The organism is Arthrobacter sp. TJ-270, from assembly GCF_058269075.1.
Map to the genome: position 1 here is coordinate 126,146 of NZ_JBZCNB010000002.1, position 14,743 is coordinate 140,888.

Genomic DNA, 14,743 nt, shown 5'->3' on the forward strand with positions numbered 1-14,743 from the left:
AATGAGGAAGGGCCAGTCCACCCGTTACGGCGGGAGCTGTGCACCAAAAGAGAATCCCCGGCCGCAGTATTGCGGCCGGGGATCCTTTATCGAGCTGGTTACTTGACGATCTCAGACAGGGTCGGATCGTCGGCGTAGGCCTCAGCTGCGTTCGCCTCGGTGACGATCTGCGGTTCCAGCAGGTACGCCGGAACAACCTTCACGCCGTTGTCGTAGGACTCGGTGTCGTTGACCTCGACCTCTTCACAGGCGCCCATGGCTTCGACCATCGTGATTGTCTGTTCCACCAGGTTGCTGGTGTCCTTGTTGATGGTCGAGTACTGCTCACCGGCCATGATCGACTTGACCGACTCCACCTCGGAGTCCTGGCCGGTGACGACCGGGGTTTCCTTGCCGGCAGCTGAGACCGACGTGAGGATGGCACGGGCCAGGGTGTCATTCGGTGACAGCACACCGTGCAGTTCCTCGGAGGCGTAGTTACCGCTGAGGAGCGTATCCATGCGGCGCTGAGCGTTCTCGGCCTTCCAGCCCTGGGTCACCGCCTGATCGAAGGAGGTCTGACCTGAGACGACATTGAGCGTGCCGTCGTCGATCTTGGGCTGGAGGACGCTCATTGCGCCGTCGAAGAAGACCTGGGCGTTCGCGTCATCGGGGGAGCCGGCGAACAGCTCGATGTTGTATGGAGCCTCACCCTTGCGCTCCGCCAACCCGTCGAGCAGGGCCTGGCCCTGCAGCTCACCCACCTCGAAGTTGTCATAGGCCACGTAGTAGTCCACGTTCTCGGTGTTGGTGAGCAGGCGATCATAGGCGAGGACCGTGATGCCGGCGTCCTTGGCCTGCTGCAGCTGGTTGCCCAGCTGAGCGCCGTCGATCGCTCCGACCACGAGGACCTCCACGCCGTTGGTGATCATCGAGCTGATCTGGGCCTGCTGCTCCGACACGCCCCCGTTGGCGAACTGGACGGACGGCGCGTAGCCGGACTCCTTGAGCCCGTCGTTGAACAGCTGCTCGGCCAGGACCCAGTTTTCCGAGGTTTTCTGGGGGAGCGCTACGCCGATGGCCGCACCTTCCTCGAAGCCTTCGCAGGTGCTCTCGGTGCCGCCGCCGGTCCCGGTTGCCGTGCCGGGATCCTCACGGCCACAAGAGGTCAGCGCCAATGCTGAAATTGCAGTGAGTGCTGCAAGGGATTTTCCGAAGTTGCGCATTCGATTTCTCTTTCTTTAGCATCTTGCTTTGTTGGTCAGTGAAAGCTTTGATCAGAACCAGCGGCGTCTGTTTAGAGGACCTGCTTGGTGCCGACTGTCTCCCGGGCAGCGGGGTTTTCCTCCGGCGCGGCGGCAGGCGCGTCGGGTTTGTTCCGGCCGCCGCCGAAGTTGCGGGTGAGCAGACCGGTGATGGAGGGCTTGCCCTGGCTCTTGTTGTACACATCAAACGCGACTGCGATCAGCAGCACGAGGCCCTTGATGATCTGTGTCATGTCGGCGCCGATGCCCATCAGCTGCAGGCCGTTGTTGAGAACAGCCATGACGAGCCCGCCGATCACGGAGCCGATTACCGTTCCCACGCCACCGGTCACTGCTGCACCGCCGATGAACACTGCCGCAATGGCATCGAGCTCCCAGCCGACGCCGTCGAAGGGGCCCGAGGCGGTGGACCTGCCGACGAAGATCATTCCGGCGAGTGCGGCCAGGATGGACATGTTCATCATTACCAGGAAGTTCACGCGTTTGCTCTGCACCCCCGAGAGTTCCGCCGCGTGGCGATTGCCGCCGACCGCATACACGTGGCGACCGACGACGGTCTTGTTGGAGATGAAGGCGAAGATGATTACCAGCACGGCGAGGATGAGTCCGGGGATGGGGAAGGAGGTTCCCGGGCGGCCGGTGGCGAACAGGGACGTGACGTACAGGATGGCGGCGGCAAGAATGACGAGCTTGATTACGGACGTCCACAGCGGCGGCACCTCGGAGCCGATCTGCGCGGCGCGCCGCCGGTTGCTGAACTCCTGGTACACGAAGAATGCTACGGCGAGTAGCCCGAGGAGCACCGTGAGGTTGTTGTAACCAGTGACGGGTCCCACCTCGGGGAGGTAACCAGCACCGATGAACTGGAAGGCTTCAGGCACGGGGATGGTGTTCGATTCGCCCACATACTGGTTTGCCCCGCGGAACAGGAGCATGCCCGCGAGGGTCACAATGAATGCGGGTATACCCACGTAGGCGACCCAGAAGCCTTGCCATGCCCCGATCAGTGCGCCGAGGAGAAGCCCGATCACGATTCCGAGGTACCAGGGAATACCCCAGTCGCGGATGACGATGGCGACGGCGACGCCGGCGAAGGCTGCCACGGAGCCCACCGAGAGGTCGATATGGCCGGCGATGATGACGAGCACCATGCCGATTGCAAGGATCAGGATGTACGCGTTGCCGTTGAACAGGTTGATGACGTTGGTCGGCGTGAGGGTGTTGCCACCGGTCTGCCACTGGAAGAAGAGAATCAGGGCGATCAGGGCGAAAATCATACCGAACTGCCGGGTGTTACCGCCGAACATTCGCTTGAGAGAATTCATGGTGCGTCCTAGGGGATTCGGTCAGGCAGATTTTCTGCTGGCGGTCATGAGTTTCATCAGGGATTCCTGGTTGGCTTCCTCGCGGGTCAGCTCACCGGTGATGGAGCCTTCGAAGATGGTGTAGATGCGGTCCGAGAGGCCCAGCAGCTCGGGAAGTTCGGAGGAGATGACAATCACGCCCTTACCCTGTTCCGCGAGCTTCTGGATAATGCCGTAAATCTCGTACTTGGCGCCCACGTCAATGCCGCGGGTCGGCTCGTCCAGAATCAGCAAGTCTGGATCTGTGAACATCCACTTGGCGAGAACCACTTTTTGCTGGTTGCCACCGGACAGTTTGGCGACGCCCTCGTTCACGCTCGGAGTTTTGGTCCGGAGCGACTTCCGGTATTCCTCGGCAACAGCGAATTCCTGGTCCCGGTCGACGACAAGACCTTTGGTGATTTTCTGCAGGTTGGCGGCCACGGTAGTGGCTTTGATGTCATCGAGCAGGTTCAGTCCAAGCGACTTCCGGTCCTCCGTGACGTACGCCAGGCCGTGGTCGATGGCCTTCGCGACGTTGCGGAGCTGGATCTCCTTGCCGTCCTTGAAGATCTGTCCCGACTTGAAGTTCCCGTAGGACCGCCCGAACACCGATCGGGCGAGCTCCGTGCGTCCGGCGCCCATGAGGCCGGCTATTCCCACGATTTCCCCGCGGCGGACCGTGAAATTCGAGTTCTTGCAGACCAGACGATCCGCGACGGCGGGATGGCCGACGGTCCAGTTACGGACCTCGAAGAAGACCTCGCCGATCTTCGGCGTGTGCTCGGGGAATCGTGACTCCAGCGAACGCCCAACCATGCCGCGGATGATGCGGTCCTCGTCCACGCCGTCGTTCTTCACATGGAGGGTTTCGATGGATCTGCCGTCGCGGATGATGGTGATGGAGTCGGCGATCTGCTCGATCTCGTTGAGCTTGTGGGAAATCATGATGCACGAGATCCCCTTGGAGCGGAGCCCTGCCATCAAATCCAGGAGATGCTGGGAGTCGGATTCATTGAGCGCCGCCGTGGGCTCGTCGAGGATGAGCATCTTAACTGACTTGCTCAGCGCCTTGGCGATCTCGACCAGCTGCTGCTTGCCGACGCCGATGTCCTTGATCTTGGTGGTCGGTTCCTCGCGCAGACCCACGCGCGCCATTAGCTCAAGGGTGTCTCGGTTGACCTTGTCCCAGTTGATGACTCCGAAGCGTGTCGGCTCGTTGCCAAGAAAGATGTTCTCGGCGATGGACAGTTCGGGAACGAGAGCGAGTTCCTGATGGATGATAACGATCCCCGCAGCTTCGCTGGAGCGGATGTCCTTGAACTGAACTTCCTTGCCCTGGAAAACGATCCGGCCCTCGTAGGTTCCGTGAGGGTACACGCCGGACAGGACCTTCATGAGGGTGGACTTGCCCGCGCCGTTCTCGCCGCAAATCGCATGGATCTCGCCCGCCATAACGGAGAGGGAGACGTTGTCCAACGCTTTCACGCCGGGGAATTCCTTAGTGATCGACTGCATCTCGAGGATGATGTGGTTATCCATGGAGGCCTTCCCGCAACTGACTGCGCTGTCTGCAGGCCATTAGTGGCCCCGGAGAAAAAGTTAACTCTCTGCAGTGTGTTGCAGTCAAGTCTTGAACGCAAATTTGACGCAAATTAACCGAGAAATTAGAAGCTATCTTGAGATCAGGTTAGGTTGGGAAAGGACGACGGCGGCGCCTCCGAGTGCTTCCGCACGGTCCCCGAGGGATCCCATACAGACGGTGGTTGACTCTCCGACCACGGGGACTGCGTGCCGCAGCAGCCCGCGGCGGATCGGGTCGAGGAGAATGTCCCCGAGCCCGGTGAGGGAGCCGCCGATGACGATCAGTTCCGGGTTGATCAGGTTCGCGACATGGGCGACGGCCCGTCCGATGGCCAGGCCGGCGTCGTCAACTACGCGAAGCGTGGCTGTGTCGCCGCGCAGGGCCAACCGCACAATGTCCGGCGCGGTGAGCGGACGGTCGCTGGTGCGTTCCAGCAGACTTATCATGGTCGATGCCGAGGCGACGGTTTCAAGGCAGCCGCGGTTGCCGCACCGGCAGATAAGACCGTGCTCGTCAATGGTGGTGTGTCCCAGTTCTCCGGTGATTCCGACGTTGCCGTAGAACAGGGCGCCGTTGAGGATCAGCCCGGCACCGATGCCCGATCCGACTTTGAGGAAGATCAGGTTGTCGACCGAACTGTGCGGACCCCAGGTGACCTGCGCCAGAGCCCCGAGATTGGCGTCGTTGTCAATAAATACGGGGATTCCCAGCCGCTCGCCGAAGGTCTCGAGGATGTTGATCCCTACCCATTCGGGGAGGATGGCTCCCTGTACGACCGTGCCGGTCCGGCGGTCGATCGGTCCGGGAATGCCGATGCCCGCACCTAGGACCGCACTTCGTGAAGTACCGGAATCGATGAGGAGCTGATCGAGGAGATTCGCAGCGGCGTCGAGTCCTTCTTTGGCGGTGTGCCCCGGTGTAAGGGGGATGGCTTCCTCACGCAGAACGCGGTAGTCAGGCCCGGTCAGGACAACCCTCAGGTGCCTTCGGCCGATGTCGATGCCCACCGCAACCGAGCCGTTGTCGTTGAGCGCAACGGAGAGGGCCCTTCGGCCCGAGCTGGTGGTGGGACTGGTGGTCACGACGCCCGAATCGGCCATTCCGCGGACGATGTTGGACACGGTCGCCGTCGAAAGCCCGGTCTGGCGGGCCAGTTCGGCCTGGGTCTGCGGGCCGCCGGTGGCCAGAGCCTGAACAAGGCGCTGTTCATTCAGCTTCCGAAGCGCGGACTGCGAGCCCGGTTTGGGGGAGCCCCGGGTCGGGGCGGGCCGCGACGGAGCGGCAGAGTCAACGGGCATGCCTACAGATTCCTACATGAAGGCAGTTGTAGTCAAGAAGTAAACGCAGTGCGGTGATGTGCGGCCAATTCCTGATAGCGCGAAGCGTTATCCCGGACGCCCTGCAGTTCGTCCTCGCTCAGCTCGCGGCGCACCTTCGCGGGCACGCCGGCCACCAGTGAATTCGGCGGCACCTGCGTTCCTTCGAGCACGACGGCGCCGGCCGCCACGAGCGAACCCGACCCGATGGTTGCCCCATTCATGATGGTGGCGCTCATGCCGACAAGGCAGTCGTCCTCGATCGTGCATCCGTGAACGACGGCGCTGTGCCCGACACTGACGCGGTTTCCTACCGTGGCGGGGTAGCCGGGATCGGCATGCACGACGACGTTGTCCTGCAGGTTCGTCCCCTCGCCGACGGAGATAGCCTCGGTATCGGCGCGCACGCTCACGCCGTAGAAGGCGCTTGAGTTCTCCCCGAACGTTGCGTGGCCGATGACGGACGCCGTTGGCGCGACGAACACCGACTCCGGGATCGAGGGGATATGGCCGCCGAACTCGATAATGTGTCCCATCTGTCCAGCCTAGTCCCCGAGAATTGCTCAATCTTGCCCACCGAGAGCGAATTTCGCGCCGCACGTACTGGCGCGCTAGTACGTACCCGTCAGGGCTGCTACGTCAACGCAGGAGCCTGGCACGCGTTGACGGACCAGGGCAGGTACCGAATGCTCACCGGGCGGAGTGGCGCGAAGTCGCGCTTTACGGTTCGGATTGCTCAATCTTCCGCGGCGTATAGGGGGGACCGGTCAGTCCTCCAGCACTACCGCCTGCGCCACGATCACCCGTTCGCCGTTGTACGTCACGGTAGGGGAGCCGTGGAGCTTGTATCCGCTCTCCAGCGCCTCGCTGACCCGGGCGCAGAAGGCGCGGTCGTCGGGGCCGGTCAGTACGCGGTAGCGCAGGGGTGCTTCATCACTCATGGGTCTCTCCTGTAAATGGACAATGTCAGTTGAAGACGACTGTCCGCGTTCCGTCGAGCAGGACGCGGTGTTCAGCGTGCCACTTCACGGCTTGCGCCAGCGTGCGGCTCTCGACGTCGGCGCCCATCGCAACCAGCTGAGGGGCGGTCCGGGCATGATCCACCCGGATGACTTCCTGCTCGATGATCGGGCCCTCATCCAGCGCGGGCGTCACATAGTGGGCGGTCGCGCCGATCAGCTTCACGCCACGGGTATGCGCCTGGTGGTAAGGACGTGCACCTTTGAATGACGGCAGGAACGAGTGGTGGATGTTGATCGCACGTCCCATGAGTTGCGAGCAGAGGCGGTCACTGAGCACCTGCATGTAGCGGGCCAAAACCACGAGCTCAATCTGGTGCTCGTCAACCAGCTCAAGGAGGCGTTCTTCTGCAGCGGCTTTTCCATCACCCGTCACCGGAACGTGGTGGAAGGGAATGCCGTAGAACTCAGCCAGGTCAGCCAGATCGGTGTGGTTCGAGACAATGACGGGAACTTCGATCGGCAGCATCCCCGCCCGTTGTTGGAACAACAGGTCGTTGAGGCAGTGGGCGGACTTGGACGCCATGATCAGCGTGCGCGCGGGAGTCCCTTCGATGTGCAGTCCCCAGGTCATCCCGAACGCTTCGGCAACCGGCGCAAGGTGTGCCTCAACTGCGCTCCGATCGGACCGGGTAGTGGTGGCCACGCGCATGAAGAACGTCCCGGAATCGGGGCTGCCGTACTGCTGAGATTCGGTGATGTTGCAGTCAGCCGCCACCAGTGCGCCCGATACGGCGTGGACAATGCCGGGCTGGTCATCACACGAAAGGGTCAGAATGAACGACGACGGCTCGTTGCCGGGAACACCGGCCTGTACAGCTTCAATCACGCTCCAAGGTTACCGGGCTTGCAGGCGGCGAAAGCCCGCGTGGCCGTCACCCTCCGACACAGTCGAAAGCACCGGCCGGTCACCGTCTAGAATGGCTTGAGTCGCGACTGGCGTTAGGTGGGCAACCACCAGGAAGCGGCATGCGCTGTCGGGCGGCTTCACTGAAAGAAGGAAGTACGACGACGGCGCGCAGCGCCGACCACGGATCGCACGCCTGGGCCGTGGGTCATGTCCCCTCTCTGTTGCCCGTACCCGGAACTTCGGGTGCGCCCGGGTCAACAGGTAGCCTGACCTGTAGAACGCCCTCTCTCATCACCAGGAGCCTCCCGTGACTTCATCCTCTCCCTCTGTGACCCAGTCCGTCACCAACGCACCGCTGTCCGAGGTGGACCCGGAAATCGCTGCGGTCCTCGACAATGAGCTGGCCCGGCAGCGCGACACCCTCGAGATGATCGCGTCGGAGAACTTCGCGCCGCGCTCAGTCCTCGAGGCGCAGGGCTCGGTCCTGACCAACAAGTATGCGGAAGGCTACCCCGGCCGCCGCTACTATGGCGGCTGCGAGCACGTTGATGTTGCGGAAAGCCTTGCCATCGAGCGGGTCAAGGCCCTCTTCGGCGCGGAATACGCCAACGTGCAGCCTCACTCGGGTGCCCAGGCAAATGCCGCCGCCCTCGCTGCGATGATCAAGCCCGGCGAGAAGATCATGGGCCTTTCGCTGGCCCACGGCGGTCACCTTACGCACGGCATGAAACTGAACTTCTCCGGCAAGCTGTACGAGGTCGCCGCCTACGGCGTGGAGAGCGATACCCACCGCCTCGACATGGACCGCGTCCGCGAGCAGGCTCTTGCTGAAAAGCCCCAGGTCATCATCGCCGGTTGGTCCGCCTACCCGCGCCACCTTGACTTCGCGGCGTTCCGCGCAGTCGCCGACGAGGTCGGCGCGCTGCTCTGGACCGACATGGCGCACTTCGCGGGCCTCGTTGCAGCCGGCCTGCACCCAAGCCCGGTTCCTCACTCCGACGTTGTCACCTCCACCGTGCACAAGACCCTCTCCGGGCCGCGGTCGGGTGTGATCCTCGCGAAGGAGGAGTGGGCCAAGAAGCTGAACTCGAACGTCTTCCCAGGTCAGCAGGGCGGACCGCTGATGCATGTCATCGCGGCGAAGGCAACGGCATTCAAGATCGCCGGAACGGAAGAGTTCAAGGAGCGCCAGGAGCGCGTCCTCGAAGGTGCACGCATCATCGCGGAGCGTCTCATGGGCAACGACGTCACCGAACACGGCGTATCGGTTCTGACCGGAGGCACCGACGTACACCTGGTGCTTGTCGACCTCCGCAACTCTGAGCTGGACGGCCAGCAGGCGGAAGACCTCCTGCATTCGGTCGGCATCACGGTCAACCGCAACGCTGTTCCGAACGACCCGCGCCCGCCGATGGTCACCTCCGGCCTCCGCATCGGTACGCCTGCGCTGGCTACCCGCGGATTCGGAGCCACCGAGTTCACCGAGGTCGCCGAGATCATCGCAGCGGTGCTGAAGCCCGGATCCGACATCGAAGCGCTGCGTGCGCGCGTATCCCGCCTCGCCGCCGACTTCCCTCTCTACCCCGGACATGAGGAATGGTAGAAGACCTCCCGCCGGGAGCGTTGGAATCGGAAGCAGCCCGCTCCGATGAATATGAGATACCCACGGACGAATGCTGCTTCACAGGGTGCTGTGAACGCGGGAAGGCGTATTTGCTGGAAAAGCTGGACGCAGAACAGCTGGATGCAGGACAGCTCGACAAAGGAGCCGCGTAGATGAGCGCACAGATTCTTGACGGCAAGGCAACAGCGGCCGCAATCCGCAACGAACTGACAGAGCGCGTGAGCGCGTTGAAGGCCCGGGGGGTCACGCCCGGGCTGGGTACGGTGCTGGTCGGCGACGACCCGGGGAGTCATTCCTACGTAGGCGGAAAGCACCGCGACTGCCAGCAGGTCGGTATCAACTCAATCCGCCACGACCTCCCGGGCGACATTACCCAGGAGGATCTTGAGAAGGTCATTGACGAGCTGAACGACGACGCCGCCACCACCGGCTACATCGTCCAGCTGCCGCTCCCGGCGCATCTTGACGCGAACGCCATCCTCGAAAGGATGGCGCCGGAAAAGGACGCCGACGGGCTGCACCCGACCAACCTCGGCAAGCTCGTCCTGAACGTCAACGCCACGATGGATTCGCCGCTGCCCTGCACCCCGCACGGCATCGTTGAACTGCTGCTGCGTCACGACATTCAGCTCAAAGGCAAGAACGTCCTCGTCGTCGGCCGTGGCGTGACCGTGGGCCGGCCGCTCGGACTCCTGCTCACCCGGCGCTCAATCAACGCAACGGTCACGCTCGCGCACACCGGCACGGTGGACCTGCCGAGGCATCTCAGCGAGGCGGACGTCGTCGTCGCAGCTGCCGGCATGCCGGGCATGATTACGGCTGAAGATCTCAAGCCGGGTGCCATCGTCCTCGATGTCGGTGTGACCCGGGTGGTCGACCCCGATACGGGCAAGGCCACTTTGCGCGGTGATGTGGCGAAGGGCGCGTCCGATGTCGCGGGTTGGCTTTCGCCCAATCCGGGGGGAGTGGGACCCATGACGCGCGCCATGCTGCTGGCCAACGTGGTTGAGGCGGCAGAGCGGCAGGCGGGCATCGCCGGCTCCTAGTCCTTGCGGCGGCTTGTCTGTCGGCCGCTGCCCATCAGGGTGGCGGTCGGCTGCATTATGGGTACGGGGATGGACGCGGACATCTGCTGTCCACACATTACAGTGATTGGCTTTTGCCAATTGGAGAAATCCTCTAGGCTAATCTGGTGCCCAACCAAACTAATCCGAGCTACGTTATTTCTGCCGACCGGCTGACCAAGCACTACGGTGATTTCGCCGCCGTAGACGGCATCTCCTTCGACGTACCCGCGGGTGAATCCTTCGGCCTGCTCGGCCCTAACGGAGCCGGCAAGTCAACAACCATGAAGATGATCGGCGGCGTCTCCCAGCGCACCTCCGGAAAGCTGACAATCATGGGGCTGGACCCGGAACAGCACGGCCCTGAGGTGCGGGCGCACCTGGGCGTCGTGCCCCAGCAGGACAATCTGGACGAGGAACTCCGGGTCCGGGACAACCTCCTGGTATACGGCCGCTACTTCGGGCTGCCGATGAGCTACCTCAAGCCCAAAGCGGACGAGTTGCTTGAATTCGCACAGCTCACGGATAAGGCAAAGGCGAAGGTGGACTCGCTGTCCGGCGGCATGAAGAGGCGCCTTACGATCGCCCGGTCGCTCATCAACGAACCGAAGATCCTCCTCCTGGACGAGCCCACCACCGGTCTCGATCCACAGGCACGGCACATTCTCTGGGACCGTCTGTTCCGCCTGAAGGAGTCCGGGGTTACCCTGATCCTCACGACCCACTACATGGATGAGGCCGAACAGCTCTGCGACCGCCTCGTCGTCGTTGACAAGGGACAGATCATGGCTGAGGGTTCTCCCGCCAAGCTCATCCGCGAGCACTCAACCCGCGAGGTGCTTGAGTTGCGCTTCGGGTCCGAGCGCAACACAACCGTGGCAGCAGACCTCGCCGGTATCGGTGAACGTCTTGAGCCCCTGCCAGACCGTGTCCTGATCTACACCCACGACGGCGAGTCTGCCCTCGAGCAGGTCACTGCCCGCGGGCTGCATCCCATCACATCCCTGGTGCGCCGGTCCTCGCTCGAGGACGTTTTCCTGCGCCTGACCGGCAGGAGCCTCGTTGACTAGCCAGCACACCGGCACGCCGGGCCAACCGGCGACCGGCCACAAGACAACGCAACGGACGACGTCGGGCACCCTTGCCGCCCACTCACCGTTGGTCTCGGCGCAGCGGGCCCGGAAGTATGGCTCCTGGTATTACGCCGAGCACGCTCTGAGGGTGATGAACGGCTACCGGTGGACGCTCCTCGCCTACAGCGTGGGAAACCCGGTCATGTACCTCTTTGCGATGGGAGTCGGCCTGGCCACGCTCGTGGACAGGAACAGCGCTGAGAGTGCGTTCGGCGGTGTCAGCTACCTCGTCTTCATCGCTCCGGCGCTCCTGTCTTCTGCGACGATCATGGCGGCGGCAACCGAGTTCACGTACCCGGTGATGGACGGGTTCAAGTGGCGGCGCGTGTACTACGGTCCGCACGCCTCACCGCTGGGCGTGCACCAGATCGTCAACGGATACATCATCGCCATCTCCCTGCGGCTCTTCCTGATGTCGGCGATCTACTTCGCGATCGTTGCAGCCTTTGGCGCGTCCCCGTCGGCATGGGGCTCGGTGGCAATCGTCGTCGCCGTGGTCTGCGGACTGTCCTTCGGCCTTCCGCTTATGGCCTACTCGGCGAGCATCACCGAGGACAAGGGCCAGTTCGCGATGGTCATGCGCTTCATCGTGACACCGCTGTTTCTGTTCTCCGGTACTTTCTTCCCGCTGGAAACTCTCCCGATGGGGTTGCGCTGGATCGGCTGGATCTCCCCGTTGTGGCACGGCACGGAGCTCGGGCGGGTGCTAACCTACGGCTACGCCGAGCCCTTCTGGCTCTCGGCGGTTCACGTGCTGTACCTCGTAGGGCTCGCGCTTCTCGGCTGGATTCTGGCCCGCCGCGTGTATGAACGGAGGCTGGGTCAGTGAGCAACAACGTGCTGACCGACCAGGACTACCGGGTGCAGGTCAAAGACCGCCCGTTCAGTGCGCTGTACGCCCGCAACGCCAGGGCCGTGATCGCCCGTGGCCTCCGGGCGACCAAGAGCAGCAACTGGCTGGTCATGGTGTCCGGATTCTTCGAGCCGGTGCTGTACCTCATCTCAATGGGAGTGGGACTTGGCGCCCTGGTGGGAACCGTCGTCGGGCCCGGCGGGCAGGAAATCAGTTACGCCGCCTACATTGCGCCGGCTCTCCTCGCGGTCTCCGCCATGAATGGCGCGGTCTACGACTCCACCTGGAACGTTTTCTTCAAGATGAACTTCGCGAAGCTGTACCAGGGCATGCTCTACACCTCGCTTGGGCCGTTGGATGTCGCAATCGGGGAGATTTTCCTTGCGCTGCTTCGCGGAGCGCTCTATGCCACCGGCTTCACGGCCGTGATGGGACTGATGGGTCTGATCACTACGCCGTGGGCGCTGCTGATGGTGCCCGCGTCGGTGTTGATCGCGTTTGGGTTTGCCTCGTTCGGCATGGGTATCACCAGCTATATGAAGACCTTCCAGCAGATGGACTGGATCAATTTCGTCATGCTGCCCATGTTCTTGTTTTCGGCGACTTTCTACCCGCTCAGCGTGTACCCGCAGGCCATCCAGTGGTTCATCCAGGCGCTTCCGCTCTGGCACGGAGTCGAATTGCTCCGACAGCTCAGCGTCGGAATCTTCACCCCGGCGACGATGATTCACGTCGCCTATTACCTCGTGATGATCCTCGTGGGGATGGTCCTGACCACTACGCGTCTGCGGAAACTGTTCCTGAAGTAGGACAGCCGTTGACCTGGTCTCCTTTCCTGCGCTGCACTTCCGGGAAGATACTGGAACCATGATCGGTAAATGGCATGCGACCGTGTTCGACTGTTCAAATCCAGACCAGCTGGCGTCCTTCTACGAGGACCTGTTGGGCATGATCCGTGTCCAGCAGGAGGACAATGGGTGGATCACCATTGGTGATGCCCCGGACCGTCCGGCGCTTGCCTTCCAGAAGGTCGACGGGTACACGCCGCCCAAATGGCCGGGGCAGGACATCCCCCAGCAGATGCACCTCGATATTCGGGTGGACGACCTGGACGTGGCCGAACAGAAGGTGCTTGCGCTCGGGGCCACCAGCATGGATTCGGGAACCGGGAGCTTCAGGGTCTACCTCGACCCCGCAGGGCATCCGTTTTGTCTCGTGTCGTGGTGATCGAAATACTCACCCCGCGCGAGCTCGAGGCAGCCCGTCCCGCGGGACAACTGGTGGCGCTGGCCCTACAGGAGCTCGAGCGACGCACTCAGCCGGGTACCAACCTGTTGGAGCTCGATTCGTGGGCGCGGGCAATGATTGACGAGGCACACGCACGTTCCTGCTACGTCGACTACGCGCCCTCCTTCGGACGCGGCCCCTTCGGCAAGGTCGTCTGCACCTCGGTGAACGACGCGGTGCTGCACGGCCTGCCGCACGACTATGCGCTCCGGCAGGGCGACCTCCTCACCCTCGACTTCGCTGTGGAGTTGGGCGGCTGGGTAGCCGATGCGGCTGTCAGCTTTATTGTGGGGCGGCCGGTCAACGAGCAGGACCAGCACCTGATTGACACAACGACGGCGGCGCTATCCGCCGGAATCGCAGCAGCGCAGCCGGGCAACAAGATCGGTGACATCTCCTACGCGATCGGAACCGTCCTGACCGACGCCGGCTACGAGGTCAACACCGAGTTCGGCGGGCACGGTGTGGGTAGCACCATGCACCAGGACCCGCACATCTCGAACATCGGGCGCCCGGGCAGGGGATTCACGCTGAGGCCGGGCATGCTCCTGGCAATTGAGCCGTGGGTGATGGCGGGCACCAAGAACCTCAGGATGGACGCAGATGGCTGGACGCTGCGTAGCGCGAACGGCGGACGCACAGCACACTCAGAGCACACCATAGCCATTACAGAGTACGGGCCACAGATTCTCACCACGACAGGTGAGGTCTAGCACCCCGATCGCGGGACGAACGCTTAGAGAACGAGCTGCGCGAAGATCACGTAGTTGTCGTCGAACTCTCCGGTTGCCGGGTCGTAGCCGTCGCAGGTGATGAGGCGGATCTCCGCGCCGTCGGTGTTGCCGTATACCTTCTGGGTCGGGAATTCGTCCTTCGGATACTGTTCGCCGACAGTCACCGCGAATGTGGCAGACGACCCGTCTGCGCGCATGACCTCGATACGATCACCGGGCTTGAGGCTCCGCAGATCAGCGAAGACGCCAGGTCCGCCGCCGGTGGCGTTGACGTGACCCAGCAGGACTGACGGTCCGCGCTCGCCGGGAGTGGGGGACTGGTTGTACCAGCTGGCTGGAGCACCTGGACCATCGGGTGGTACTTCCAGGCTGCCGTTTTCCCGAAGGCCGAGCGAGAGTAACTCGGATCCCGCACCGATGGCCGGGATCGTAAATGAAACCGGTGCAGAGGCTTCAAGAACTGGCGGGAGCGACGGTTTGGGCGCGGGTTCAGCCGTCGCGGACGCCGAAACACTTGGGCTTGGGGAAGCAGTTGGTGAGGCCGGCGCGGTAGTTGAGGGCGCCGTCGTCGTAGTGGGGGTCTGAGCGCCCTCGCTGCCGGTTCCAGTGCCGCAACCGGTCAGGATCAGAAGGGCGGCCGCCGCAGAAACTGCGAAGTTTCTGCGGCGGCCGGAGTTGGAGCTGATCATGA

At 62.9% G+C, this 14,743-nt stretch carries 15 protein-coding genes; 7 read left to right on the forward strand and 8 right to left on the reverse strand.

Translation table 11 applies throughout. The features are described from left to right. Positions 1–98 precede the first annotated feature (98 nt). From AC4D2M_RS05295 to purU, 7 genes are all read right to left on the reverse strand, one after another. The gene (locus AC4D2M_RS05295) at positions 99–1,205 is read right to left on the reverse strand and encodes a substrate-binding domain-containing protein (RefSeq protein ID WP_490890571.1); all 1,107 of its coding nucleotides are present in this window, start codon (positions 1,203–1,205) and stop codon (positions 99–101) included. A 71-nt stretch (positions 1,206–1,276) separates the two neighbouring features. After that, entirely contained in the window at positions 1,277–2,569 is a 1,293-nt protein-coding gene (gene mmsB, locus AC4D2M_RS05300) for a multiple monosaccharide ABC transporter permease (RefSeq protein ID WP_490890572.1), read from the reverse strand. A gap of 21 nt (positions 2,570–2,590) precedes the next feature. Continuing rightward, the gene (mmsA, locus tag AC4D2M_RS05305) at positions 2,591–4,129 is read right to left on the reverse strand and encodes a multiple monosaccharide ABC transporter ATP-binding protein (protein ID WP_490890573.1); all 1,539 of its coding nucleotides are present in this window, start codon (positions 4,127–4,129) and stop codon (positions 2,591–2,593) included. Positions 4,130–4,261: 132 nt separating this feature from the next. Further along, on the reverse strand, positions 4,262–5,470 hold the full coding sequence (locus tag AC4D2M_RS05310) for an ROK family transcriptional regulator (RefSeq protein ID WP_490890574.1): 1,209 nt from the start codon (positions 5,468–5,470) through the stop codon (positions 4,262–4,264). A gap of 32 nt (positions 5,471–5,502) precedes the next feature. Beyond that, on the reverse strand, positions 5,503–6,024 hold the full coding sequence (locus tag AC4D2M_RS05315; RefSeq protein WP_490890575.1) for a gamma carbonic anhydrase family protein: 522 nt from the start codon (positions 6,022–6,024) through the stop codon (positions 5,503–5,505). Between the two features lie 231 nt (positions 6,025–6,255). Continuing rightward, positions 6,256–6,429: a DUF1737 domain-containing protein gene (locus AC4D2M_RS05320; protein ID WP_490890576.1), complete on the reverse strand. Its 174-nt coding sequence runs from the start codon at positions 6,427–6,429 to the stop codon at positions 6,256–6,258. A gap of 25 nt (positions 6,430–6,454) precedes the next feature. Further along, positions 6,455–7,336 carry a formyltetrahydrofolate deformylase gene (gene purU / locus AC4D2M_RS05325; RefSeq protein WP_490890577.1) on the reverse strand — a complete coding sequence of 294 codons (882 nt, stop codon included), beginning with the start codon at positions 7,334–7,336 and terminating at the stop codon, positions 6,455–6,457. Between the two features lie 328 nt (positions 7,337–7,664). Between purU and glyA the strand changes: the two genes are divergently transcribed. The 7 genes from glyA (at position 7,665) to map (ending at position 14,031) form a co-directional block, all read left to right on the forward strand. Continuing rightward, on the forward strand, positions 7,665–8,960 hold the full coding sequence (glyA, locus tag AC4D2M_RS05330; RefSeq protein WP_490890578.1) for a serine hydroxymethyltransferase: 1,296 nt from the start codon (positions 7,665–7,667) through the stop codon (positions 8,958–8,960). A gap of 173 nt (positions 8,961–9,133) precedes the next feature. After that, entirely contained in the window at positions 9,134–10,027 is an 894-nt protein-coding gene (locus tag AC4D2M_RS05335; protein WP_490890579.1) for a bifunctional methylenetetrahydrofolate dehydrogenase/methenyltetrahydrofolate cyclohydrolase, read from the forward strand. A 146-nt stretch (positions 10,028–10,173) separates the two neighbouring features. Continuing rightward, positions 10,174–11,115, forward strand: a complete 942-nt coding sequence (locus AC4D2M_RS05340) for an ABC transporter ATP-binding protein (RefSeq protein ID WP_490890580.1) — start codon at positions 10,174–10,176, stop codon at positions 11,113–11,115. 88 nt (positions 11,116–11,203) lie between these two features. Continuing rightward, positions 11,204–12,007, forward strand: a complete 804-nt coding sequence (locus AC4D2M_RS05345) for an ABC transporter permease (protein WP_490890928.1) — start codon at positions 11,204–11,206, stop codon at positions 12,005–12,007. Beyond that, positions 12,004–12,840 (forward strand): ABC transporter permease, encoded by an 837-nt coding sequence (locus tag AC4D2M_RS05350; protein WP_490890581.1) that lies wholly within the window; start codon positions 12,004–12,006, stop codon positions 12,838–12,840. Before AC4D2M_RS05345 ends, AC4D2M_RS05350 begins: the two co-directional genes overlap by 4 nt. Before the next feature lie 58 nt (positions 12,841–12,898). After that, positions 12,899–13,258, forward strand: a complete 360-nt coding sequence (locus AC4D2M_RS05355) for a VOC family protein (RefSeq protein WP_490890582.1) — start codon at positions 12,899–12,901, stop codon at positions 13,256–13,258. Further along, entirely contained in the window at positions 13,255–14,031 is a 777-nt protein-coding gene (gene map / locus AC4D2M_RS05360) for a type I methionyl aminopeptidase (RefSeq protein WP_490890929.1), read from the forward strand. The genes AC4D2M_RS05355 and map overlap by 4 nt, the downstream gene beginning before the upstream one ends. 23 nt (positions 14,032–14,054) lie before the next feature. On the opposite strand, the gene AC4D2M_RS05365 is transcribed toward map, so the two are convergent. Beyond that, the gene (locus tag AC4D2M_RS05365) at positions 14,055–14,741 is read right to left on the reverse strand and encodes a class F sortase (RefSeq protein WP_490890583.1); all 687 of its coding nucleotides are present in this window, start codon (positions 14,739–14,741) and stop codon (positions 14,055–14,057) included. Positions 14,742–14,743 lie beyond the last annotated feature (2 nt).